Annotated in this window: 22 protein-coding genes; 11 read left to right on the forward strand and 11 right to left on the reverse strand. The window is 67.2% G+C overall.

Annotated elements, in window-relative coordinates; genetic code table 11:
- The first annotated feature begins 5 nt into the window (after positions 1–5).
- The 4 genes from AC1DJH_RS10260 to AC1DJH_RS10275 are packed head-to-tail and all read left to right on the forward strand — an operon-like array spanning position 6 to position 4,188.
- The gene (locus tag AC1DJH_RS10260) at positions 6–833 is read left to right on the forward strand and encodes a DUF1365 domain-containing protein (RefSeq protein WP_478185611.1); all 828 of its coding nucleotides are present in this window, start codon (positions 6–8) and stop codon (positions 831–833) included.
- A gap of 22 nt (positions 834–855) precedes the next feature.
- Positions 856–2,070 (forward strand): class I SAM-dependent methyltransferase, encoded by a 1,215-nt coding sequence (locus AC1DJH_RS10265; RefSeq protein WP_478185612.1) that lies wholly within the window; start codon positions 856–858, stop codon positions 2,068–2,070.
- A gap of 16 nt (positions 2,071–2,086) precedes the next feature.
- Positions 2,087–3,397 (forward strand): MFS transporter, encoded by a 1,311-nt coding sequence (locus AC1DJH_RS10270; RefSeq protein WP_478185613.1) that lies wholly within the window; start codon positions 2,087–2,089, stop codon positions 3,395–3,397.
- Positions 3,394–4,188: an SDR family NAD(P)-dependent oxidoreductase gene (locus tag AC1DJH_RS10275; protein WP_478185614.1), complete on the forward strand. Its 795-nt coding sequence runs from the start codon at positions 3,394–3,396 to the stop codon at positions 4,186–4,188. The genes AC1DJH_RS10270 and AC1DJH_RS10275 overlap by 4 nt, the downstream gene beginning before the upstream one ends.
- A 31-nt stretch (positions 4,189–4,219) precedes the next feature.
- On the opposite strand, the gene AC1DJH_RS10280 is transcribed toward AC1DJH_RS10275, so the two are convergent.
- Positions 4,220–4,831 (reverse strand): glutathione S-transferase N-terminal domain-containing protein, encoded by a 612-nt coding sequence (locus tag AC1DJH_RS10280; RefSeq protein ID WP_472112892.1) that lies wholly within the window; start codon positions 4,829–4,831, stop codon positions 4,220–4,222.
- Positions 4,832–4,961: 130 nt separating this feature from the next.
- Between AC1DJH_RS10280 and purB the strand changes: the two genes are divergently transcribed.
- Positions 4,962–6,341 (forward strand): adenylosuccinate lyase, encoded by a 1,380-nt coding sequence (gene purB, locus AC1DJH_RS10285; protein WP_435486767.1) that lies wholly within the window; start codon positions 4,962–4,964, stop codon positions 6,339–6,341.
- Positions 6,341–6,901, forward strand: coding sequence for a YaeQ family protein (locus tag AC1DJH_RS10290; protein WP_435486766.1), 561 nt, complete (start codon positions 6,341–6,343; stop codon positions 6,899–6,901). The genes purB and AC1DJH_RS10290 overlap by 1 nt, the downstream gene beginning before the upstream one ends.
- A gap of 10 nt (positions 6,902–6,911) precedes the next feature.
- Here the strand turns inward: AC1DJH_RS10290 and AC1DJH_RS10295 are convergent, their stop codons facing one another.
- Both AC1DJH_RS10295 and AC1DJH_RS10300 read right to left on the reverse strand, forming a co-directional pair.
- A complete protein-coding gene (locus tag AC1DJH_RS10295) occupies positions 6,912–7,217 on the reverse strand; it encodes a putative signal transducing protein (protein ID WP_478185615.1) in 306 nt (101 codons plus the stop codon).
- Positions 7,218–7,219: 2 nt separating this feature from the next.
- Positions 7,220–7,696 (reverse strand): DUF3717 domain-containing protein, encoded by a 477-nt coding sequence (locus AC1DJH_RS10300; protein ID WP_478185616.1) that lies wholly within the window; start codon positions 7,694–7,696, stop codon positions 7,220–7,222.
- Positions 7,697–8,193: 497 nt separating this feature from the next.
- On the opposite strand from AC1DJH_RS10300, the gene AC1DJH_RS10305 reads away from it, so the two are divergent.
- The 3 genes from AC1DJH_RS10305 (at position 8,194) to AC1DJH_RS10315 (ending at position 9,919) form a co-directional block, all read left to right on the forward strand.
- Entirely contained in the window at positions 8,194–8,940 is a 747-nt protein-coding gene (locus AC1DJH_RS10305; protein WP_435486764.1) for a TerC family protein, read from the forward strand.
- Positions 8,941–9,012: 72 nt separating this feature from the next.
- Positions 9,013–9,477 carry a hypothetical protein gene (locus tag AC1DJH_RS10310; RefSeq protein ID WP_435486763.1) on the forward strand — a complete coding sequence of 155 codons (465 nt, stop codon included), beginning with the start codon at positions 9,013–9,015 and terminating at the stop codon, positions 9,475–9,477.
- Between the two features lie 88 nt (positions 9,478–9,565).
- A complete protein-coding gene (locus AC1DJH_RS10315) occupies positions 9,566–9,919 on the forward strand; it encodes a phage holin family protein (RefSeq protein WP_435437376.1) in 354 nt (117 codons plus the stop codon).
- A gap of 9 nt (positions 9,920–9,928) precedes the next feature.
- Here the strand turns inward: AC1DJH_RS10315 and AC1DJH_RS10320 are convergent, their stop codons facing one another.
- Positions 9,929–11,503, reverse strand: coding sequence for a M48 family metalloprotease (locus tag AC1DJH_RS10320; protein WP_478185838.1), 1,575 nt, complete (start codon positions 11,501–11,503; stop codon positions 9,929–9,931).
- Between the two features lie 54 nt (positions 11,504–11,557).
- Here AC1DJH_RS10320 and moaC point away from each other — a divergent pair, with 54 nt between their 5' ends.
- Together moaC and AC1DJH_RS10330 are read left to right on the forward strand one after the other, a co-directional pair.
- The gene (gene moaC, locus AC1DJH_RS10325; protein ID WP_478185617.1) at positions 11,558–12,043 is read left to right on the forward strand and encodes a cyclic pyranopterin monophosphate synthase MoaC; all 486 of its coding nucleotides are present in this window, start codon (positions 11,558–11,560) and stop codon (positions 12,041–12,043) included.
- Positions 12,044–12,101: 58 nt separating this feature from the next.
- A complete protein-coding gene (locus AC1DJH_RS10330; protein WP_478185618.1) occupies positions 12,102–12,437 on the forward strand; it encodes a hypothetical protein in 336 nt (111 codons plus the stop codon).
- 14 nt (positions 12,438–12,451) lie between these two features.
- On the opposite strand, the gene AC1DJH_RS10335 is transcribed toward AC1DJH_RS10330, so the two are convergent.
- The 7 genes from AC1DJH_RS10335 to AC1DJH_RS10365 are packed head-to-tail and all read right to left on the reverse strand — an operon-like array spanning position 12,452 to position 23,358.
- Entirely contained in the window at positions 12,452–13,249 is a 798-nt protein-coding gene (locus AC1DJH_RS10335; protein WP_478185619.1) for a TonB family protein, read from the reverse strand.
- Complete coding sequence (locus AC1DJH_RS10340) at positions 13,246–19,986, reverse strand: PilC/PilY family type IV pilus protein (RefSeq protein ID WP_478185620.1); 6,741 nt, start codon at positions 19,984–19,986, stop codon at positions 13,246–13,248. Before AC1DJH_RS10340 ends, AC1DJH_RS10335 begins: the two co-directional genes overlap by 4 nt.
- Before the next feature lie 11 nt (positions 19,987–19,997).
- On the reverse strand, positions 19,998–20,573 hold the full coding sequence (locus AC1DJH_RS10345; RefSeq protein ID WP_478185621.1) for a pilus assembly PilX family protein: 576 nt from the start codon (positions 20,571–20,573) through the stop codon (positions 19,998–20,000).
- Entirely contained in the window at positions 20,570–21,769 is a 1,200-nt protein-coding gene (locus AC1DJH_RS10350; RefSeq protein ID WP_478185622.1) for a PilW family protein, read from the reverse strand. Before AC1DJH_RS10350 ends, AC1DJH_RS10345 begins: the two co-directional genes overlap by 4 nt.
- A 10-nt stretch (positions 21,770–21,779) precedes the next feature.
- Positions 21,780–22,328, reverse strand: coding sequence for a hypothetical protein (locus tag AC1DJH_RS10355; RefSeq protein ID WP_478185623.1), 549 nt, complete (start codon positions 22,326–22,328; stop codon positions 21,780–21,782).
- A complete protein-coding gene (locus AC1DJH_RS10360; RefSeq protein ID WP_478185624.1) occupies positions 22,322–22,912 on the reverse strand; it encodes a GspH/FimT family pseudopilin in 591 nt (196 codons plus the stop codon). The genes AC1DJH_RS10355 and AC1DJH_RS10360 overlap by 7 nt, the downstream gene beginning before the upstream one ends.
- On the reverse strand, positions 22,906–23,358 hold the full coding sequence (locus AC1DJH_RS10365) for a type IV pilin protein (RefSeq protein ID WP_478185625.1): 453 nt from the start codon (positions 23,356–23,358) through the stop codon (positions 22,906–22,908). The genes AC1DJH_RS10360 and AC1DJH_RS10365 overlap by 7 nt, the downstream gene beginning before the upstream one ends.
- Between the last annotated feature and the right edge of the window lie 74 nt (positions 23,359–23,432).

A 23,432-nucleotide genomic window follows, 5' to 3' on the forward strand; every position in this document is an offset into this window, starting at 1 on the left:
AGCCGATGCCGACCCCGCTGATGGGCTTCGGCGAGGTGCGCCACTCGCGCTTGCGCCCGGCGCGCAACGCCTTCGCCTACCCGACCTATTTCCTGATGCTGCCGATGCGGGCCCTGCGCGCGCGGCCCGCCGGAACGCTGGCGCTCAACCGGTGGGCGCCGCTGTCCTTCCACGACGTCGACCATGGCGACGGCCGCGCGCCCGCGCAGGGCGGCGCGCTGGGCTGGCTCGACGAGCTGCTGGCCGCGCACCAGATCCACGATGCCACCGGCGAAGCCTGGCTGCACTGCTACCCGCGCGTGTTCGGCTACACCTTCAAGCCGGTGAGCTTCTGGTACTGCCACACGCACGAAGGCGTGCTGCGCACCATCGTGGTCGAGGTGAACAACACCTTCGGCGAGCGCCATTGCTACCTGCTCGACCGGCCCGTGTACGGCGCGGAACTGAAGGCGACCAAGGCCTTCCACGTCTCGCCGTTCTGCCGCGTCGCCGGCGACTACCGCTTTCGCTTCTTCGTCGATGCCGACCTCACGCGCACCGTGGTGCGCATCGACCACGACGACACCGACGGCCCGCTGCTGCAGACCAGCGTGAGCGGCGATCTCGTGCCGATGACCGCGTCCAGCGTGCGGCGCGCGCTGTGGCGCTACCCCGCCATGACCTTCGGGCTGATCGCACGCATCCACTGGCAGGCCGCGAAGCTCTGGCTCAAGCGCGTGCCTTTCGTGCCCAAGCCGGCCCCGCCCACCCATTTCGTTTCACGCGACACCCCCCAGCAGCAGGCGAATTCGCGTGCGGCGCGCCGGGCCGCCCCAAGCAAGCTCGCACCGTAGTGCGACGCACGAAGGCATTCGAATGACCTCCACCACCACGGCCTCCCGCTTTTCGCTTCCTCAAGACGCGCCCGGTTCCGCGCGCACCGTGCTCGGCCTGCTGCAGCGGCTGTCCTACGGCTCGCTCACCGTACGCCTGCCGGACGACTCGGTGCGCCATTTCGGCGCCACGCCGGGCAGCGGCCCCACGGCCTCGCTCACGCTGCGCAACTGGAACGTGTGCCAGGCGGCGCTCAAGTCGGGCGACATCGGCTTTGCCGAGAGCTACATCGCCGGCGACTGGACCACGCCCAACCTCACCGAGCTGATCAAGGTCTTCATCGCCAACCGCCGCGCCATCGAGGACGTGGTGTACGGCAGCTGGTTCGGCCGGCTGGTGTACCGCGTGCGGCACATCATGAACCGCAACAGCAAGGCCGGCAGCTCGCGCAACATCCATGCGCACTACGACCTGGGCAACGCCTTCTACAAGCTCTGGCTCGACCAGACGATGAACTATTCGTCCGCGTGGTTCGAAGGCGACCTCGCCAGGCCGATGCCCGTGGCGCAACGCGCCAAGGTGCGCCGCGCGCTGGAACTGGCGCGCGTGAAACCCGGCGACCGCGTGCTCGAGATCGGCTGCGGCTGGGGCGCGCTGGCCGAGATGGCCGCCACCGACTTCGGCGCCTCGGTGACCGGCGTGACGCTGTCCACCGAGCAACTGGCCTTTGCCCAGAACCGCACCGCCGGCATGGGCACCGACCTGCGCCTGCAGGACTACCGCGACATCAAGGACGCGCCCTTCGACGCCGTGTGCTCCATCGAGATGGTGGAGGCGGTGGGCCGCGAATACTGGCCGACCTACTTCCAGAGCGTGAGCCGGCTGCTCAAGCCGGGCGGGCGCGCCTGCGTGCAGAGCATCGTGATCGACGACGAGCTGTTCGACCGCTACATCGACTCGACCGACTTCATCCAGCAGTACATCTTTCCGGGCGGCTGCCTGCCGTGCCCGCGCGAGTTCCGCCGCGAGGCCGAGGCCGCGGGGCTGGACGTGGTGGACGAATTCGCCTTCGGCGCGGACTACGCCGAGACGCTGCGCCGCTGGCGCGAGAGCTTCCTGGCGCAGCGCGCCCACATCCTGCAACTGGGCTTCGACGAGCGCTTCATGCGCATCTGGGAGTTCTACCTGGCCTACTGCGAGGCCGCGTTCTCGCAGGCCAACATCGACGTGGTCCAGTACACGCTGCGCAAGCGATAGAAACACGCGGCCCTTCGTGCCCCCTGCCCCTTCTTCCTCCCGCTTCGGAACCCTCGACGGCCTGCGTTACGGGCTGCTCGGGCTGCCGCTCGCGTTCGTCGCGCTGCCGCTCTATGTGCTGCTGCCCAACCACTACGCGCGCGCCTTCGGCGTGCCGCTGGCCACGCTGGGCGCGGTGCTGCTGGGCGCGCGGCTGCTCGATGCGCTGATCGACCCGCTGCTCGGGCGGCTCAGCGACCGGCTGCATGCGCGCTCGCCGCGGGCGGTGCTGGGCTTCGGCGCCTTCGCAGCGGGCGTGCTGCTGCTGGGCTTCGGGCTGCTGTTCTTTCCCCAGCTGCTGGTCGACCCCGCGCGCCACGGCGCGCTGCTGGCGGCGGCGGCCGTGCTGCTGGCCGTGACCTATGCGGGCTACAGCATGCTGAGCATCGCGCACCAGTCGTGGGGCGCGATGCTGGGCGGCGACGCGGTGCAGCGCGGACGCATCGTGGGCTGGCGCGAAGGCATGGGCCTGGTGGGCGTGGTGCTGGCGTCGGTCGTGCCGACTGTGGCGGGGCTGCCCGCGATGGTGGCGCTGTTCGGCGTGCTGCTGGCGGTCGGCTGGCTGATGTGGACGCAGGCGCCGCGCCCGGTGCGCACGCAGGCCCCGCATGTGACGGTCGATCTGCGCCTGCCGCTGCGCCGTCCGGCGTTTCGCCGGTTGCTGGCGGTGTTCGTGCTCAACGGCATCGCCAGCGCGGTGCCGGCCACGCTGGTGCTGTTCTTCGTGCAGGATCGGCTGCAGGCGCCGGCCTCGCTGGAGCCCGCGTTCCTTGGGCTGTACTTCGTGATGGCCGCGGCATCGATTCCCGTGTGGCTGCGCATCGTGCGGCGCTTCGGGCTGGCGCGCTCGTGGCTGGGCGGCATGTGCATGTCGGTGGTGGTGTTCGCATGGGCCGGCGCCATGGGCGCGGGCGACGCGGTGCCCTTCCTGGTGGTGTGCGCGCTGTCGGGCTTTGCCATCGGCTCCGACCTGGTGCTGCCGAGCGCGCTGCTGGCCGGAATCATCGCCGAGGCCGGCGACCAGCCCAACGCCGGCGCCTACTTCGGCTGGTGGAACTTCGCGACCAAGCTCAACCTGGCGCTGGCCGCCGGCCTGGCGCTGCCGTTGCTCGGGCTGGCGGGCTATGTGCCCGGCGCGCGCGAAGCCACTGCGCTCCAGGCGCTGTCCCTGGCGTACTGCCTGTTGCCCTGCGTGCTCAAGGTGGCGGCGGGGCTGGCGCTGTGGGCGCTGGTGATACGGCCGGTCCCCGCCCCTTCTTCCTCGCCCCTGCCGAAAGTCTCTCCTTGAAGCCACTCAATCCGCCGCTGACCGACTGGCAGGGCAAGACGGCGTGGGTCGTGGGCGCGTCCTCGGGCATCGGCCGCGCCACGGTGCTGGCGCTGCTGGCGCGCGGCGCGCGCGTGGGCGTGTCCGCGCGCAGCGGCGAGGCGCTCGACGAACTGGCGGCGCTGCACAACGAGGCCGGCCAGCCGCCGCGCGTGATCGCGCTGCCGCTGGACGTGCGCGACGCCGCCTCGGTGGCCGCCGCCCACGCGCATCTGCTCTCGGTGACCGGCGCGATCGACTTCGTGCTGCACAACGCCGCCACCTACGACGCCCTGCGCGCGGACGCGTTCGCGCTCGACACGATGCTGGTGCACCAGCAGGTCAACTACGTCGGCGCGCTGCATGTGCTGGCGGCGGTGCTGCCCGGCTTCGTGGCGCGCAACGCGGGCCACATCGCCATCACGGGCAGCGTGGCCGGGTTCCGCGGGCTGCCGAAGAGCCTGGCCTACGGGCCGACCAAGGCGGCGCTGACCAACCTGGCCGAGGTGCTGTACGTGGACCTGCATGCGCGCGGCATCGGCGTGAGCCTGGTGCAGCCGGGCTTCGTCGACACGCCGCTCACGGCGAAGAACGATTTCAGGATGCCGGCACTGATCACGCCCGCCGCCGCCGCCGAAGCCATGCTCGAAGGCTGGCGACGCGGCCATTTCGAGATTCACTTTCCGCGCCGCTTCACCTTCTGGATGAAGCTGATGCGGCTGCTGCCGTACCGGCTGTACTTTCCGGCGGTGGCGCGGCTCACGGGGCTCTAGCAACGAAAAAGGCGCCTTGGGGCGCCTTTCGTCAGGGTTTCGTGTCGATGAAGCTGGGCCGCAACATGAGCTTGTCGTACAGCTTGGCCAGGTTGCTGTGGTCGGCGCGCCAGTCGATTTCAGGAAAGCGCAGGGCCAGCCAGCCCAGCGTGCAGCCCACCGCGATGTCCGACAGGCTCAGGTGAATGCCGCTGCAGAAAGGCTTGTCGGCCAGGCCCTTGGCCATGGCGGCGACGCCGTCCTCGACCTTGGCGCGCTGGCGCTCGATCCAGGCGGCACTGCGCTCGCCGTCGTTGCGCCCGGCCCAGGTGGCTTCCAGGCGCCAGAGCACGCCGGCGTCCATGACGCCGTCGGCCAGCGCCTCCCAGGTCTTGACCTCGGCACGCTCGCGGCCCTGCTGCGGAATCAGCTTGCCGACCGGCGACAGGGTGTCGAGGTACTCGACGATCACACGCGAGTCGAACATCGCCTCGCCGCCTTCCATGATCAGGCAGGGCACCTTCCCCAGGGGATTGGAGCTGGAAATGGTGGTCTCGGGAGCCCAGACGTCTTCGATGACAAACTGGTAATCGAGCCGCTTCTCGGCCAGCACCACGCGCACCTTGCGCACATACGGGCTGGCGGCGGATCCGATCAGTTTCATGAAGGCTCTCTCCCTAAGATTTACAACATTCGTTAATAGTCATTTTAGGTGAACGGGAAAACCAGGGCCCCAAATCGACGCCGATGTGTAGGTACCGCCCCACGGAGCGGCAGCCGCCTAAAATTCGGGCATGAGCTTTTCCACCGTTTCCGCCCTCTCCCCCCTTGACGGTCGCTACGCGGCCAAACTCGCGGCGTTGCGCCCGCTGATGAGCGAGCAGGGCTATATGCACCGGCGCGTGCAAGTCGAGGTGGCGTGGTTCATTGCGCTGTCCGACTGCGGCTTCGCCGAATTCAAGCCCCTGACGGGCGGCGCCCGCAAGTACCTGCTGGGCCTGGTCGCCCACTTTTCCGAGGCCGACGCGCTGGCCATCAAGGAAATCGAAAAAACCACCAACCACGACGTGAAGGCGGTCGAGTACTGGATCAAGTCCAAGTTCGAAGCCCGTCCGGAGCTGCTGGCCGCCGCCGAGTTCGTGCACTTCGCCTGCACCAGCGAAGACATCAACAACACCAGCCACGCCCTGCAGATCCAGGCCGCGCGCGAAAAGGTGATGCTGCCGGCCATCGACGGCCTGATCGCCAAGCTGCGCGAAATGGCGCACCAGTTCGCCGATGTCTCGATGCTCGCGCGCACCCACGGCCAGACCGCGAGCCCGACCACGGTGGGCAAGGAAATCGCCAACGTGGCGGTGCGCCTGGCCAAGGCCCGCGCGCAGATCGCCTCGGTGCAGCTGCTGGGCAAGATGAACGGCGCGGTCGGCAACTACAACGCCCACCTGGCCGCCTGGCCCGAGTTCGACTGGGAAGCCTTCAGCCGCAAGGTCATCGAGACGCCCGCGCCGCTGGGCCTGGGCCTGAGCTTCCAGCCGTACAGCATCCAGATCGAGCCGCACGACTACATGGCCGAGCTGTTCGACGCGGTGGCCCGCGCCAACACGATCCTCATCGACTTCTCGCGCGACATCTGGGGCTACGTGAGCCTGGGCTACTTCAAGCAGCGCCTGAAGAAGGGCGAGATCGGCTCCTCGACCATGCCGCACAAGGTCAACCCGATCGACTTCGAGAACGCCGAAGGCAACCTGGGCCTGGCCAACGCGGTGCTGCGCCACCTGAGCGAGAAGCTGCCCATCAGCCGCTGGCAGCGCGACCTGACCGACAGCACGGTGCTGCGCAACATCGGCGTGGCCTTCGGCTATGCCACGCTGGCCTACGCGAGCCTGGCCACGGGTCTTGGCAAGCTCGAGCTCAACGAGGAGGCGCTGGCCGAAGACCTCGACGCTTCGTGGGAAGTGCTGGCCGAGCCGATCCAGACCGTGATGCGCCGCTATGGCGTGCAGGGCGCGTACGAGCAGCTCAAGGAAGTGACGCGCGGCAAGACGGTGACGGCCGAGGCGCTGCACGGGCTGATCCGTTCGCTGGAAATTCCGGAAGAGGAAAAGACCCGTCTGCTGGCCATGACGCCGGCCAGCTACGTCGGCAAGGCTGCCGAGCTGGCCAAGCGCATCTGATGGCCCTCAAGTCCACCATCTTCAAGGCCACCCTCGCGGTGGCCGACATCGACCACGGCTACTACGCCGACCACGCGCTGACCCTGGCGCGCCACCCCAGCGAGACCGACGAACGGATGATGATCCGGCTGGTGGCGCTCGCGCTCAATGCGCACCAGCTGCAGGACATCTGCAACGGCGACGGCACGCTGGCCTTCGGCGCCGGCCTGTCGAACGTCGAGGAGCCTGATGTGTGGCTGCGCGACTTCACCGGCCAGGTCAAGATCTGGATCGAGGTCGGCCAGCCCGAGGACAAGCCCGTGCTCAAGGCCTGCGGCAAGGCGGACGAAGTGATCGTCTACTGCTTCAACCACGCGGCCGAGATCTGGTGGCGCGGCATGGAGAACAAGCTCGCGCGGCCGAAGAACCTGAAGGTCTACCGCGTGCCGACCGATGCCTCGCAGGCGCTGGCCGCGCTGGCGCAGCGCAGCATGCAGCTGCAGGCGACCATCCAGGAAAACACGCTGACGCTGGGCGACGGCACGAACAGCGTCGACGTCGAACTGCTGCGCTGGAAATAGCGCCGCGCGGCTAAGCCGCCGGCATCATCTCGCCGCACTGCCAGCACTGCTCGAAGCCGCCTTCGACCTGCTCGCCGCACACGCACAGCCAGTTGCGCTGCGGCCGGTTCTGCAGTTCGTGCAGCAGGCGTTGCGCCAGCTCGAACTGGGTCTCGTCGGCGATCCATATCTCGGGCAGGCACTGGTCGGGCGGCAGCTGGCCCATGACCGCCCCCAGGAACTCGCGCTGCACCGTGGCGGCCACGCCCTCTTCGCGCAAGGCGTGCGCCCACACGGTGGCGATCGCGAGGTTGGGGGCTTGCGCGAGACGGCGCATCGTCAGGGCGCCCGGTTCTTTTCGTCGTCGGGGTCGAACTCGGGCTCGGCGGAGGATGCCGGCCCCTCGTCACGCGCCTCGCGCGCCCGCTCCGCATAGCGGTTGAAGCGCCAGGCCGAATCTTCCATGGTGATGCGGCGCCACGTGGCGCGCTTTTCGACCGCGGTCATGGCGGGCCAGAACTGCACTTCGTCGAAGCTGCGCCCGCAGCCCTTGCATTCGTCGTCGCCCTGGCTGGTGGAGCAGATCGCGATGCAGGGCGTGTCGGGCGTGTTCTCGTACCAGGCCATCCAGGCGGCCCAGGCCTTGGGCGGAAAGCCGACCTCGTCGACCTCGTCCTCGTGGTGAAAGACCATGAGCGCGTAGACCTCGGCCAGCGCGCGCAATTCGGGACCGAGCGTGATGCCATCGGGCGAGGGCGTCTTCTCGCGCCAGTGGTTGATGGCGGCCTCGATGTCGGTGATGTGTATGGCGGCCATGAAAGGTGAAAAAACAGCGGACGGCGATCATAGTCCGGCAATGTCCCGAAGCGTCGAAGGGACAAGATCGCTACAAAAGAAATAGCAGCACACCCCCTGTTCATGCGCATCTCCAAGCTGTTCTCTTCAAGCCCCTGAAAACTTTCGATTGCGCGGCCGCGGGCTTCGATGCTCTAATCCGCCCCACGAAGGGGAGTAGCTCCCGACCGCTGTCCACGGCAGCGCGAATCGTCAGGTCGTCAATACGAAGCAAAACACTTCCGGCCTGCCGGGCAACGTACGCGCGCTCGCGCGGGCGCTGTCGAGCAAGACCTTCGATTTGAACCTGTGCAGGTTTGGTCGAAGCGTTTGCAAGCTCCCGGCGGTCCCCAAAGTCTCCGGCCTTCATCCCCCGCTTTCGATCTCTCCCGCCCAGGATGAATCGAAACGCATCGGCATGCGCCTTCCGTCGTCACCCCTGCAGGGAGAGACAGGGGCGCGAAGACAAAGAGGAATCTATGGAACTGTTCATGACCCCGGAATTCTGGGTCGCTGTCGGTCAGATCATCATGATCGACATCCTGCTCGGTGGCGACAACGCCGTCGTGATCGCGCTGGCCTGCCGCAAGCTGCCGCCCGCACAACGCACCAAGGGCATTCTTTGGGGCACCGCCGGCGCCATCATCCTGCGCGTGATCCTGATCTTCTTCGCGCTCACGCTGCTGGCCATTCCGTTCCTGAAGCTGGTCGGCGCCATCCTGCTGGTGTGGATCGGCGTGAAGCTGCTGGCGCCCGAGCATGACGACGCGCACGGCAACATCACCGGCAGCGACAAGCTGTGGGGCGCCGTCAAGACCGTGATCGTTGCCGACCTCGTGATGAGCGTGGACAACGTCATCGCCATTGCCGGCGCCGCCCAAGGCGCGGGCGAAGGCCACCAGATGCCGCTCGTGATCTTCGGCCTGCTCGTGAGCATCCCGATCATCGTGTGGGGCAGCCAGCTGGTCATCAAGCTGATGGACAAGTTCCCGATGATCATCACGCTGGGCGGCATGCTGCTCGGCTGGATCGCCGGCACGATGGCGGTGTCCGACCCGGCACTGGCCAACGCCGCGGCCTGGACCTGGGTGCCGAAGGTGCCGCAGACCGACGTCATCAAGTACGCTGCCGGCATTGCCGGTGCGCTGCTGGTGCTGGCCCTGGGCAAGTGGATCGCCGCGCGCAATGCACGCAGCCGGCCCGCAACGGCCGTGGCGGCCGACTGAGCCCGCGCCACCGCCCGGAAACCAGCCACCCCGCCCAGTCTCTGTCACTCTAACTACCTGAAGGAGCACGCCATGGAAAAGATCATTCTTTACGTCGACGACGTCACCTACGCCAGCGAGCAGTTCGCCGAACTCGCGCCGGACGCGGGCAGCGTCGTGGCGCGCCATTGGGTGCTGGTGGCCTGCGCGCCGCGCATGACGCATCGCATCAGCAAGTGGGTGAGCCACAGCGCGCGCGAGAACTGGCGCGCCAAGTGGTTCAGCAAGGTGCAGGCGCAGATGCTGCCGCTGCTGGAGCGCAACGGCGGCCAAGTGACCCCGGTGCTGGCCAAGGGCCCGCTCACCGAGCTCACGGCGCTGCTCAAGCGCGAGCATGGCGCGGTCCACGTGGTCGATGCGCGCCGCCCGAAGATCGGTGTCGACATGGAGCCGGTCACGCCCGACCAGAAGCCTGCGCACCAGTCGGGCTGGGCCTTTCCCGGCGCAGTGATGGGCATGGGCGCGCTGCTGGTCTTGGCGAACGAGCTGGCCGAGTAAGACAGGCCCGGTCATTCGTGCAACGAGCCCCGGTGCGGCAACGCACCGGGGCTCGTTGTTTTTCGGGCCCTGCGTTATCCTGCGCCGCATGCGCATCATCATCAAATGGCTGCTCAGCGCTGTCGCGCTGCTCGCGGTGGCTTATCTCTACAGCGGTGTCCAGGTCAACAACTTCGGCTCCGCGCTGATCGCGGCCGCGGTGATCGGCCTGCTCAACATGATCGTGCGGCCGGTGCTGGTGGTGCTGACGCTGCCCGTCACCATCGTCACGCTCGGGCTGTTCCTGTTCGTGATCAACGCGCTGCTGTTCTGGGCGGCTTCGGGCCTGCTCGGCGGCTTTCACGTCAACGGCTTCGTGGCCGCGCTGATCGGCTCGCTGCTCTACTCGCTGCTGGGGCTGGTGATCGAGGCCGCGCTGGGCGGCCTGCTTTCCAAGCGCTGAGCGTCCCGGCTACCTGAGAGGCGGCTCTGCCGCCTGCTCCTTCACCAGCGCCTCCACGGCCCGCGCACGGGTGTCGATGATCGACGCCTCGTAGTGGTCGACCACCCTGGACTGGCGCACCAGTTCCTGCGCCGCCTTGAAGCGGTCGCGCGCGGCGGGGTAGTCGAGGATCGCGACGTTCGCCTCGGCATCGGCACGCACCGCGCGCAGCGTGTCGTTCTCCGCGCCATACAGGTTGCCGAGCGCACGCCAGGCGGTCGCATCGCGCGGGTTCGCGGCGACCCAGTCACGCAGCACCGGAACCATCGGCGCGGGCTGTCGCATGGCGGTCGCGGCTTCGGCGGACAGCAGCATCTCGGGGCGCTCCTTCGACCTGGCGTCGAGCAGCGCCGCCGCCCTGGGCGCGGCGCCCGCGGCCAGTTCGATCTCTGCAGCGAGCCAGCGTGCCTGCCTGGCCGCGGCCTTGTCGTCGGCCGTGCGCGCGATCAGACGCTCGGCCAGGGCACGCGCCGTCTTGTAGTCGCGCATCTCCTTGGCCGACAGCGCCGCCGCGTAGAGCATGCCGGCCTGCTGGGCGGGCGAGCTCCTGGCGAACTCGCCGCTGGAGGCGGCATCGATCCACAGCCGCAACACGTCGACACCCGGGCGCGTCAGCACGCGGGCGCGCGACGCGACCATCGCATGGTCCATCACCAGCGGGACCGGCGGCGCCGCGTCCATGCGGAACTGGAAGCGGCCCTGCATGTCGGAAATGCGCTCGGTGGTCAGCGGATGGCTGCGCAGGTAGGGGAACGAGCCGTTGTCGTTCAGGCGCGAGGCGTACTGCAGCCGCTCGAACATGGCGGCGGCGCCTTGCGGCGCGAAGCCCGCCTGTGTCATCACCCCGAAGCCGATGCGGTCGGCCTCGCGCTCCATGTCCCGCGAGAAGCTCAGCTGGCTCTGCATGAACAGGGCCTGGCTGCCCATGATCACGGCCTGGCCGGCGTCGCCGCTGCGGCTGCGGCCGGCGGCGATCATCCCGAGGATCAGCCCGGCGATCATGAGCGGCATCTGCTTGCCCTGCTTGTCCATGATGCGCGAGATGTGGCGCTGCGTGACGTGCGAGAGCTCGTGCCCGAGCACCGTGGCCAGCTCGTCGCGGCTGCCCACCGCCGCCACCAGGCCCAGGTTCAGTCCGAGGTAGCCGCCAGGCAGCGCGAAGGCGTTGATGTTGCGGTCGCGGCCCAGCAGGATCGTCCAGGCAAAGCGTTCGTCGAGTTCGGGCGTGAGCTCGCCGCGGGCGCGTGCGGCGGCCAGCAGGCGCTGCCAGATGTCCTGCACGTAGGCGGCGATCACCGGGTCGTCGATGTAGTCGGTGTCGCGGTACAGCTCGCGGGCGATCTGGTCACCCAGGTGGCGCTCGGCGCTGGCGGTCATTTCGCCGCCGTCGCCCAGGCCGGGCAGCACGGTTTGAAAGGGCTGCAGCTGCGCCAGGGCCGGCGTGGGAAGCAGCGCCTGCGACGCTACCAAAACAGTAGCGCACAACGACCGCAGGACGTGCGTCAATTGTCTTTTTCGGGAATGTTCGGGAGTCAAGCGCGGCAGTCCTCGTCAGTGGCTCGGGCTCGTATGATGCATCTTCAACTCGATTGTTCAACCATGAGCTCTCTCACCCATTTCGACGCCCAGGGCCAGGCCCACATGGTCGACGTCGCGGCCAAGCCCTCCACCCACCGCGTGGCCGTGGCCACGGGCCGCATCGAGATGCAGCCCGCGACGCTGGCGCTCATCGAGTCCGGCACCGCGAAGAAAGGCGACGTGCTGGGCATCGCGCGCATCGCGGGCATCCAGGCGGCGAAGAAGACCAGCGACCTGATTCCGCTGTGCCATCCGCTGGCGCTGACGCGGGTGGCGGTGGCATTCGCACTGGCCGACGCGGGCAACGCTCCCCAGGTGGCCTGCACGGCGACGGTCGAGACCGTCGGACCCACGGGGGTCGAAATGGAAGCGCTGACGGCGGTGCAGGTGGCGCTGCTGACCATCTACGACATGTGCAAGGCGGTGGACCGCGGCATGCGGATCACGGATGTGCATGTGCTGGAGAAGCATGGGGGGAAGTCGGGGAGCTGGGTGGTGGGGGACTGACGCCACGCAGCCACCGTTGATTTGTATGATCCGGAAGTTTTTTTGCCCAGGGCCCGACATGCCGAAGTCTTTCATCTTGCTGAGCCTCGCCGCTTTCCTGTCCTCTACCGCCTTCGCCAACACGCTCAGCGACAAGGTGGATGCCATGTCCGAAAACGGGCGTCGCAACTTCACCGCCGTGCTGGTGCAGCAGAGCGGCGCGCAGTGCCCCGCCGTGCAGCGGGTGTTCTTCCAGGGCCTGCTGGACAAGGCGGCGGTGTGGAATGTGCGGTGCAGCGGCAAGAACGCGGACTTCGGCGTCATCTTCTACGACGACCAGGCCAACACCACCCGCGTGATGCCGTGTGCGCAGCTCAAGGAGCTGGGCGCACCCGGCTGCTTCAAGAAATTCTGACCGGCGCTGCGCGTTCAGCGCGGCGGGGCCGCCGGCTGCAGCGGCGCGGCCGACCCTGAAACCGACATGCCGGTGGCGCTGTACTGCACCGCCACCCGCATGCGCGCCGCTGTCGGCACGCCGGCACGCATGCCGGGTGCGAACCGGGTCCCGACGAAGGCGGAAATGGCGGACGCCTCGAACAGGCCCACGGGCGTGGCCTCGATGATCTTGACGTCTTCCACCGCGCCGCCGGCACCGATCAGCAGGTCCAGCACCACTTCGCCCTGGCGCATGCCCGCACCGGGCGGGTACACCAGCCGTATTTCGGTGAGCGGTCGTGGGGGCGGGTCGAGTTCGGACGCGGGCAGGTAGGCCGAGGTGGGCGCCGCGGAGGCAGCGGCGTTGGCTTCCGATTGCGCGGGCGAGATCGATGGCGACGATGCAGGCGGCGGAGCCGGCACGGCCGCTTGCGGCGGTGGCGTCTCGGCGGGCGGTCGCTTCTCCGGCTGCGGTGTTGACGGAGGCGGCGATACCGGTACGGACAAGGCCGGTGCCTCGCGCGCCGGCACCGGGCTCGGCGCGGGCAGCGGCGGACTGGGCACCGCGGGCTGCTCTACAACCGAGGGCGTGGCGTCCGCGATCGGTGGCGCACTGGCCGCCGCCGCCTGGGCCGCAGGCGGCGCCAGCAGCCGCGCCTCGATCACCCGCACCTTCGACTGTGAGGCGACCGGCGGCCGCGGCCACGCCGCGTACAGCAGCACCGCATGCAAAGCGACCGACCCCAGCACCGCGGCAGACAGGGACCGGCGCGGCGCCGGGGCAAGCCTCAACGCACGAGCTCGCGCCAGCTGATGCGCTTGCCCTGCGGCGGCGGGCTGCCGATCGGGATATCCTGGATATCGACGGGGCCCTGGGCAGACGTTCCAACAGCCCCGAACGTGCCATCCGACCGGCCGATGACGACCAAGCCCACCACGACCGAGTCGGCGAAGAACGGCCTTGACGTCACTCCGCCTGTGCTGGAACCGACCGGCAGGCCAGTGATGAGGTCGACATAGTTCAGCCAGCTGTAGCCGCCGCCGGAGCACATCGTGTTGCTGGGCACGTTGGACGCGAACACCAGGGTGCCGAACACGCTTTGCATGTCCACATTCACGCGCTCGCCGTTGTCGGGCAGGTCGATGTACCACCCCTTGGTCTGCATGCAGACGCCCTCGCCGGTGGTCGCGCACTGAACGGTGCGCGTCGCCGAACTGCCTGAGCCGCTCTGCACGAGCGCCAGGCCTTTCAGTTCCGTTCGAAGGTTGGCATAGACCGACGGATTCGCGGCCGTCAGCGCATCCTGGAAGGCGTAGACGGTCTGCGCGCTGGTGTCCGTCAGGTCGTCCGTCGACAGCATCCGTCCTGTGCCCACCACCACCATCGTGGTGCCGTTGACCTCGGCGAGTTGCGGTCGCGTGGTGATCGGTTGCGGGTTGTTGCTCTTGTCCTTCGCTGTGGCGAGCAGTGCCGCCTCGTACCCTGTCGGCGCAACGACGTTGTTGATGTCGAAGCGCCAGACGTTGCCCAGCAGGTCGGCGCCATACGCGCGCTCGGCCGTGTTGTTCAAGGCGTAGTTGTTCACGAAGATGTTGATCTCACGCAGGCCGCTCGGCGTCGTGGCGTCGCCCGCCGAGGTGGCGATGCGCTGGATGATCGCACCGGTGCCGGCGTTCAGCACATAGAGATAGCCCTTGCCGTCGCCGCTCACCGAATTGTTGTAGCCGGACGTCACCAGCACCACCCAGGTGCCGTCGCGCAGCTTGGTGATGATGGGGCGTCCGTACGTCAACCCCACGTTGCAATCCGCGGTCGCACCGATCGGGTTGCTCGCGCACGCGGTGCTCATGTTGAACTCCCACATGGCACGGGGCGAGGCCGGATTGGTGACGTCCAGCGCGTAGTAGCCGTTGCCGCCATGGCCGAGGCCCGCGACGACCATCGTCTTCCATTGGCCGCCGGTGTAAACGTCGCTGGAAATCGGCGAGCCGTCCACGAAGAACTGGTGCTTGTCGGGGTAGTTCGTGTCGGCCAGGGTCCACATGTTGGGCATCACCACCTGCGGAACGAAGGCCCACGCCTCCTGGCCCGCATTGGCATAGTTGGTGTCGGCCGAGCTTGCCGGCGCATAGAAGGCATGCAGCATGCCGTCATTCGCACCCACGTACACCATGGGCGTGCGGGCCTTGTACGTGGTCTTGAAGTCGTCGTAGCCGGCGTCCTGGAAGAACTGGCTGGGTGCCTTCACGTAGGCCGGCTGCGAATTGACGATGTCGCCCAGCACGTGCGCCCGCGCCCGGTAGAGCTTGGTGGTGTTGTAGACGTAGCCCTCCCGCTTGCGCTGCCCGCGCAGGTAGTTCAGCAGGTTCGCGCCAGTGGTGGCGCCGCGCTGGTCGACGGTGCCGGAGCTGCCGTCGCTCATGAACGGGTACTGGCTCAGGCCGGTGGTGATGGCCGTGCTGGTGAACGCCGCTTGCATGGCGGCGGTCAGCCCGGTCGCCGCGGTGCCGGTGGGTAGACCGGTGGTTGCGTCGCAGGCCTTGGTGTTCCAGGTGAAATCGACCAGGTTCCCGCTCGCCGGATCGCGTGCATAGATCTTCCGGTTGTCGCACTCGTCGCTCACCTTGGCGTCGAGCAGCCCGCGGGCGGACCACCTTACCGTGGTCGACAGGTTGCCGGTAGCCACATCCACCTCGCGCGCCAGCAGTTCGCCGGTCCAGTCCAGCGTGGTGAAGCTGCCGGTGTAGGCCGTGTTGTCGCCCGCTGTCGGCGTCAGGCTGGAGACCGATGCGCCCGCGCCGGCACCGGCTTGCGCCTTGATGCCCGAGAGTGCTTCCTTCAGGCCGTCGACCACCGACTGGGGATCGCGCGCGCTGAAGTACTTGCCGCGGCCATTGACGGCGGCATGCCAGAAGTCGTCGATGGAGCGCGGGTCGTTGTACTGCAGCTGCGACAGGTTGGTGCCGTTGGGCCAGATCGGCCAGTTCACGACCGGTGTGTTTTCGTAGCTGCGGATCTTGGAGAAATCACCCGTGGTCGCGCTCTTGTAGTTCTCTTGGTAGCTCAGGTTTCCAGAGACGCCCAGGCCCACGACGAAGGTCGTCATGTGCTGCCACGGGGCACGGTCGTCCTCGATGCCTTCGCCCAGGCGAGGGGTGTCGTTCGACATGCCGGGGCGCAAGTCGTTGATGTAGTAGTACTGCGCCACGTCGGCCAGCGAATCGACGCTGCCCAACTTGGCGGGGCCTGAGACCGGCCCCTTGGCCGTCGTCGTTCCACCCCATGCGCCGGACACATCGACCACAGGCGGGGAGGCCGGGCTGGCGTAGCAGATGCCGGTCGCGTCGGTCCAGTCGGTCTCGGTGGTGGACTTGTCGCGCACGCTGGAATCGATGGCTGTGTCGCCGCTCACGTCATAGGTCGCGGTGATGGTCTGCGTGCGGCGCTGCACCTTGGTGCCCGGAATGGCCACGCAGGTCGTGGAACGGTAGCCGTTGTCTGCCGTCGGCGTGACGGGCGAGCAGCTGGTCACGCGGTCCGGGCCTTGCGTGTCGGCGGTGCAGCTGGTCGTCAGGAAACTGGCGTCCGTGCCGGGCGTGCAGGCCGCCACCGGCGTCGGGTTGGTGGTTACCGTTGCGCATGACACAACCGGCAGCACACCGCGCGGCGAAGGCACGCAGGTGTCCGCAGCCACACCGACCGTGGTGTCGACCGCGGTGCAGGTGGTGCGCGTGAAGTTGTTGCCGCTGGTCGGAGCTTCGCTGGTGCAGGCGGTACCCGGCGTCAGTTGCTGAGGCTGCGATGTGTTGACCGTGCAGCTGGTGACCTTGAAATTGGCATCCACGCCGTTCGAGCAGGCCGCCACCAGCGTGGGGCCCGTGTTCACCGTGTTGCAGCTGGTGGTGGTGAAGTTGCCGCTGGTGCCGGCGGTGCACGAGCCCTGCGCGACGAAAGTCGGGCCGGTCGTTACCGTGTTGCAGCTCACTTGCGTGAAGCCGTTGCCCGAGGCAGCCGTTTGCGCCACGCAGCTGCCGGCCGACACACCCACCGTCCTGACATTGGGAACGCAGTTCACCGTGGTGAAGCCATTGCCGGGCGCTGCCGTTTGCGCCGTGCACGACCCCGGGACCACATTGGTCACCGGCGTGTTGTTGGTCGAGCAGGTCGTGATGGTGAAGTCGGTAGGGTTCGTGCCGCCCGTGCAGCTCGCCACCGGCGTGGGGGTCGTCGGCCCGTTCATCGTGCAGATCGTTTGCGTCCAGCCGTTCCCCACTGTTGCAGCCGCGTTCGTGCAGCTCCCGAGCGCTACGCCAGTCGGTCCGGTTGTCGCGGGTGCGGGGCAGGTCGTGGTGACCCAGTTGTTGCCGAGGTTGCCGGTCTGGGGCACACACGTCCCGGGTGCGATCGGCTGGGTGTCCGTGTGCGGGTAGCACACGGTCGCCGTGTTGCCATTGCCCGTGCCGGCGTTCGCCGGCGTACAGGTCTGCACATTCTGCTCGGGCGTGTCCGCTGTGCGGCAACTCGTGATGACCCAGTTGGTGCCCGCGCCGCCGCCAGGCGTGCACGATGCGACCAGCGTCTCAGGCGTCGTGACGGTACGGCAGCTCACGAAGCTCGGACCGGTGGTGTTGGGTGTGCACGACGACACCGCGGTCTCGGGCAATACCACAGGGGTGCAGGTCGTCTTGACGCCGCCGCCGGTGGTGTTGGGGGTGCATTGCGCCGGCAAGACCTGGGTCAGCGTGGGCGTGGTTTCCTGGCATGCGCGCTCGAGAAAACCGTTCAATGCAGTGGGCGCTTGCGCGACGCAGCTTCCCACGTTACTCCAGGCGCTGAAGGCTGTACCGCCGCAGGCGGTCTTGACGTGGTTATTGGCATCGGTCGCGTTCGCGGCATTGCAACTGTCGACCGCCTGGTTGGAAACCAGTGTCTCGGTATCGCACACCGTTGCAATGAAGTTGGGCGACGAGCCCGCGTTGGCAGTGCAACTGTTGACCAAGGTCCGCGGGCTGATGGTGGCGGTGTTGCACGCCGTGTCCGTATAAGCGTTGCCCGAGCCGGCGCCTGCCGGCGTGCAAGACGTCTTCTGGGTGAAGGTGGGGGTGACCTTGGTCGTGCACGACGTCGTCACCCAGTTGTTGGCAGCATTGGCCGATGACTGGTTGCACGACTGCACGCCCGTCGGCCCGCTGTTGTTGTTGCCGCAGGTGGTAACCACTTTCGTGGACGCATTCGTTCCTGCACTGCAGGACTGCACAGGCGTGCTGGAGCTCGTCGTGGTGCAGGTCGTGGTCGTGAAACTGGCGTCCGTTCCCTGCACGCAAGCCGATGCGGGCGCGATCGGGGTGGCAGGGGTGGAGTTCGCCGAGCAAGTGACCTGAGCCCAGCCGTTGCCGGCGCTGGGGCTGGCCGGCGTGCAACTGGCCGCGGCGGTCGGACCGACCACCCGCGGAGCGCAGGTGGTGCTCACGAAATTGTTGCCCTGACCCGCCGACTGTTGCGTGCACGTCTGGACCGCGGTCGGTCCCGTCGTCGTTGGCGTGTCGCAAGTGCGATTGACGTAGTTGTTTCCCGAATTGGCAGACTGCGCCGTGCATGAAGCGACCGCCGTCGGGCCCGTCGTAAGGGTCAGGCAGGAAATGTTGCCGCCGTTGGTGCACGAGGCCACAGGCGTCGTCGTTTCGGTGGAACCGTTGTACGCAAGGACCTGCGTCGTACGCTGGAATTCCTGGCGAGTCGACTGCATCTGGTAGGTCTGAGTGACCAGCGGCTGGTTCGTGGAACGCTTGGTCAGCGTGTCGATCTGCAGTGCCTGGGCCGTGGTCCGTTGCAGCTGCGTCGTGGTCTTGGTCGTCTGTTCCTGCGTCTGGAATTGACGCGTCTGCGTCATCGTCTGCGTCCGGGTCCGCGTCTGGATCTGGGACACCGCCTTTTGGGTGTAGGAGGTGGTCTGCAGCTGCTGCGTGGTCGTCGCAAACACCTGGCGCGTGCCCCGGCCTGTCCAGGTGCGGGTCACCAGTTCCTGTCGCGTTGCGCGGGTCTGCTGCTGCGTGCTGGCCAGGTTCTGCAGGCTCTGGCGTGTTTCGGTGCTGGTGGTCTGCCGGTCTTGCGTGGTCGAGCGGCTGGTCTGCACGGTCGAGGCAAGGATCTGTTCGGTGGTCTTCGTCAACGACTGGACGCGCTGCGTAGGCTGCGAAGTCGAGCGCGACACCACAGAGCTCGTGCGGAAGAATTCGCCGGTGGTGCAGGGCTGGTAGCGGTTCATCGACGACGTGGTCGTGTCGGTGCGGCTGCCGGACGTGGTGCCGTCCCAGATGGGACGGTGGCTGTACAGCAGCGGGTCGAAGCGGTCCAGGATGGTCTTGGGCGTGAGGTTGCCGTCCTGGTTGCCCACGCGCGTCGTGCCGTCGATGCCGACCGGGCCGCGCGTCTCCTGCGCGGTGTTCCAGTAGCCGTCCGTGGTCATGATGGTGAAGTTCTGCTGGCAGCTGTAGCGCACCGGGTCTGGCGTCATCTCGGCATTGATGCCGTCCGTGCGGCCGGCATAGTGGCGCCCCACCCGGGCCAGGCCTTCGCGGGCCGGCGACGAGCCGTCTGGCGTCTGGCCGTACAGCTTGGCGTACCACGCGGCCTTTTGCGTGTCGTTGAAGTCGTCGATGGCCAGGTACTTGGCCGGGTTCACGCCGCTGTCGGCGTTGGCCGTGTCGCGCAGCGGATTCATGCTCACCAGGCCGACGCGGAAGCCGTCGTTGATGGGGTTGAACGCAAGGCTGATGCTGCTCTTCACCATCGCCATGCGGGTGCGATAGAACGTGTACCAGATGGCGAAGTTGCGCCGTTCGTCGGTGCCTGCGGCGCCCGTGCCCGAACTGGCAGTAACGAGCTTGCGGCGCCACAGTCCGCCCGTGGTGTTGGCCGTGACATTCGACTGCGTCAGGTTGACGCCGGCGAAGCGCACGCTTTCCATGTCGGTGCAGGGCGCGGCGTCGTAGCGCAGTGATTGGGTGCCTTCGTACGTGTAGTAGTAGGCCGGCTGCGCCGGGTCTTCGGCGTCGTTCGCAACCTGAAGCTGGCGCGTGTTGCGGTCGTAGGCCCTGAAGCTGGTCGCCAGGTTGGTGCTGGTGGTGGCGGCCGAATAGAAGTCGTAGCGTGCAGCCCCGAAATCGACGTTGGCCGGCGGGTTCACCAGGTAGTAGCCGTCGGCGCCGCGCGGCACCTCGTAGACCTTGGCCGGGTCGTAGTACAGCGCATTGCACTGCGCGCTGCGATAGCCGATGGGCATTTCGTAGCTCGGGTTGCCGCCGGGAAACTCCAGCTCGTCGGGCATGTGCGTGAACGCCATGGACCGCGAGGTGTCCATCAGCAGCATGACGTTGGGCTTGGGCACGGCCTGCCCCGTTCCGGCGACCGGCACGGTGGCCAATTGGGTCTGCGCGGCCTGCACGTCGGTCGTCGACGCCCCGTTCCCCCACAGGAGCACGCCGGCGATGGCCGACGCGACGACCGCAAAACCCTTGGAGCGATTCATTTCCCCGGCCCTCATAGCATGATTATTTGTGTGTAGCTGACAGCGCCTCGTACCCCGTCCACGCGCGCGGTGATTCGGTAGTAGGGCGACTTGGGTGCCTGGAAACCACCTCCGACACCGCCACCGGGGCCCAAGCCGCTCGTGGACTGCGGAATCACGCACTTCTGGGTCACATCGGTCGGCGGCCCCGGAGTGGCGCAAAGCCGGTGGATCACATAGCGCACGCGATTGCCGGTGCCGTCGTCTGCGGTCACTTCCTTGGCGGTCGACCAGTCGAAAGTCATCGGGTCGAAGGTGTCGTTCCAGGTCGCGAAATATGCCGCGGCAGGAATGTCGGTGTTGAGCACAGTGGGGTTCGTGCGCTGGTCGTAGACCCACTTGAACCCCGACTCGGTGCCCAGGTCGGCCATCGACGTGGCGTTCTGCTTGAAGCCCACGTTGCCGGCAACCTCCACGCCGGTGCCGGTGGTGCGGAACATCAGCAGGCCGGTGACCGTCATGACGACCAGCACGACCAGCGCAATGATCAGCACGATGCCGCGCTGCGCCTTCGCGCGCGGCCGCCCCTGTGCACAGGTTCTTCTCATGGCACGGTTCCCCAGATCATGTTGCGCAAGGGCACGACCGTGTCGTACACCCGGTACCGGTAGTTGCGCCAGTTGTTGGCGGCGGTATCGCCGTCGACGCCAGACGCACCCGAATCGGCGGAGTCGTCGAGGTTCCTCATGGCGAAAGAGATGGAGCCATTGGCCCACTTCGGCGCCGACGCGGTCACCGGCACGGCCACACCCGTCGCCATGTTCGGCCGCTCGAACAGCCGGCTGCGAATCAGCAGGCCGAAGCGCACCGCAAGCAGGTGGCTGTAGTCGGCGCCGGTCGGCAACGTGTCATACCACTCGTTGGCGGCGACGATGCCGTCGCCGGAGGCGTCGTAACCATACTGCGCCTTGAGCGTGACGACGTCCGTGACCACGTCGGACGCGGGCGAAGGGTTCTCGGTCAGGCTGTTGTAGCGCGTGAGCGCTTGGCGCGTCAGACTGACCTTCCATACGGTGCGCGCGGGCGCCGGGCCCAGGTTGAACGCGTAACCCGTGCCGATGTCGGTGCCCGTGCCGATGGACGCGTTCATGACGGCCGTCTTGTTGCCCTGGTTCGTGGCGTAGGTGTAGGCAGCCTTGTGCTCGACGGCGCTCAGATCCGTCAGCGACATGCCGGTGAGCTCGGCCAGATAGCACTTCAACCCGCCCGAGGCCGTGCTGGTGAGAATCACCTTGTCGCCGGCAAGAAAGCCTTCGCGCGACCTCAGCGTGTTGCTCTCGGCGGTCGACGACATGATCGGTTGGCGCGAAACGAAGAACGACGAGTTGCCGTACAGCACGCGAATCTCGTCAGGCTTGTCGTCCACCTTGATGATCTGCACGGGAACCAGATCGAAGCCGATGTTTTGGTTCGCGAGAGAGGTGTTGGTCGCGATCACCGGGCACCCCATCACGTTGCTGTTGGGCTCGCTGGCATCGCCGCCGGCCGCGCCGATGCCAAAGCCCGCCAGCCGAAGGTCGCGGTCGAGCGCGAAGGCGCCCAGGGTGCCACTGATCTGCGCGTCGTTGCCTGCGCCGACCGAGCGCTTGCGCGCGTCCCACAAGGTCTGCAGCTGCACGATGACGAGCACGCAGACCAGCCCGACGACGAGGCCGACCATCAGTTCGATCAGGGACACGCCGCCCTGCCGGCGCCCGAGGCTCGCCAAGGAATGCGAACGAAGATGCATGTCGTCTTTGCGCACGGTGCTTGTCTCAGTTGATGAGGGTGGCAAAAACATGGCGGCGCAACTTCGGATTCGACGGCACTTTCCAGCACACCGTAATGGTCAGCTTGTTGTGGCCGTCGGGGGTCGAATCCACGCGGATCTGCTGCATGGTCGCCTCGGAGCCCGGCATGCCGCCGTGCGCCGCGTCCTGCACCGCCGCGGCCCACGAAGTCACCACGGCGTTGGTCGCAGGATCTCCGGAGAAGTTGCAGTCATCACCGGTAGCCTGATGCTGGAAGCCGACCAGCGCGTTCTGCACCGACGTGGCACGCGCCACACTGTCCACGCCGGCCCGGCTCACGCTGATCCACGCCTCCTGACCGATCTGGCTGGCCCATTGCGCGGCCAGGGTGCGGTACTCAGCATCGGACTGGGTGGCAACGGCCTGCGCGCTGAGCCCCACCATGCCGACGATGCCGAGCATGAACAAAAGGATCGCGACCACAGCCTCGATGAGGAACATGCCGCGTTGGCGCACCGCACCGCGCATGCTGCGCGCGTGCATCGGCATCCGGTTCGAACGCAGCGTCAGCATTTGCGTGTTTCTCCGGCGCCTGAGACAGACGGATCGCACATGCGTACCTGGCCGCCGGTGCTGACCACGACGTCCAGGCAGCGAGCCGCGCCGTTGTCCGCCACGCAAGTGCCGCCCTGCTGAGTGAAGTGCACCGCGAGCAATGACCCGACCAGCCCTCCTGACGCATTGAAGCGGATGCTGGAGGCGTCCGCAGCGATGACCACCGAGGTCCCCTGGTTGGCACGTCCTCCACCCTCGGCGCCAACCTTGCCGTCGATGAAGACATGTGGATCGTCAGCGGTTTCGGGTGTCTGGCGTACAAGCCAGTTGGGGCCGCTGGTGGTCAGCGCCGAGGTCTCCACATTGGCGGGCACCGGAGAAGCAGTGGTCAGAACCAGTTCCACCGGAACGTTCCGGCGAATCGCCTCGGCGCGTGCTTGCTGCAACGAGGCAGAGAAGGCCTCAGCGGTGGCGAGAGTCTTCATATTCTCGGCGTACTGGCGCATCGACGGCGCCGCCATGGCAGCCATCACGGCGAAGATGACCAGCGTGACCATCAGCTCGATGAGCGAGAAGCCGCTCTGGCGAGCGGGGCTCAGCATGTGCCGCCCTTGCTCGTGATCCAGCACGACGCGGGAGCACCTGTCCAACCGGCTCCAAGGGTCGTTGTGGCCTTGGCTCCAGTGGCTGTCAGGGTGTATACAAAGCCTGCGGTGCTCGTGCCGGTTTTACCCGTTGCAGTGATGGTGTAAGCGGTGGCAGTAGGAGTGCCACAGTCAAAGTCGAACCCTTTGGTACTGGCTGGCGTTTCTGCGAGTGCGCCGGAGGCACAAGCGCCCGCAAAAGTGCGGTTGTCTTGAAAGAACTGCTCCATCCGTGGGCGCATGCCAGCCAGCAGCCCAAGCGCCTCCGAAACCCGCGCACGCCGAACATAGTCCGAGTACTGAGGGATCGCGATCGCAGCCAGGATGCCGATGATCACGACAACAATCATGACTTCGATCAGCGTGAAGCCAGCATGGCGGTTGCGGTTTTTGTAAATGGTCATGAACAAGGCCCAAAACGCCCACAAGGGCGAAAGACACAAATGTGTATCTTTGTGGCCTAGCTTACGCTTCTTTA

The sequence above is a fragment of the Variovorax sp. 10N412 genome, assembly GCF_056394985.1.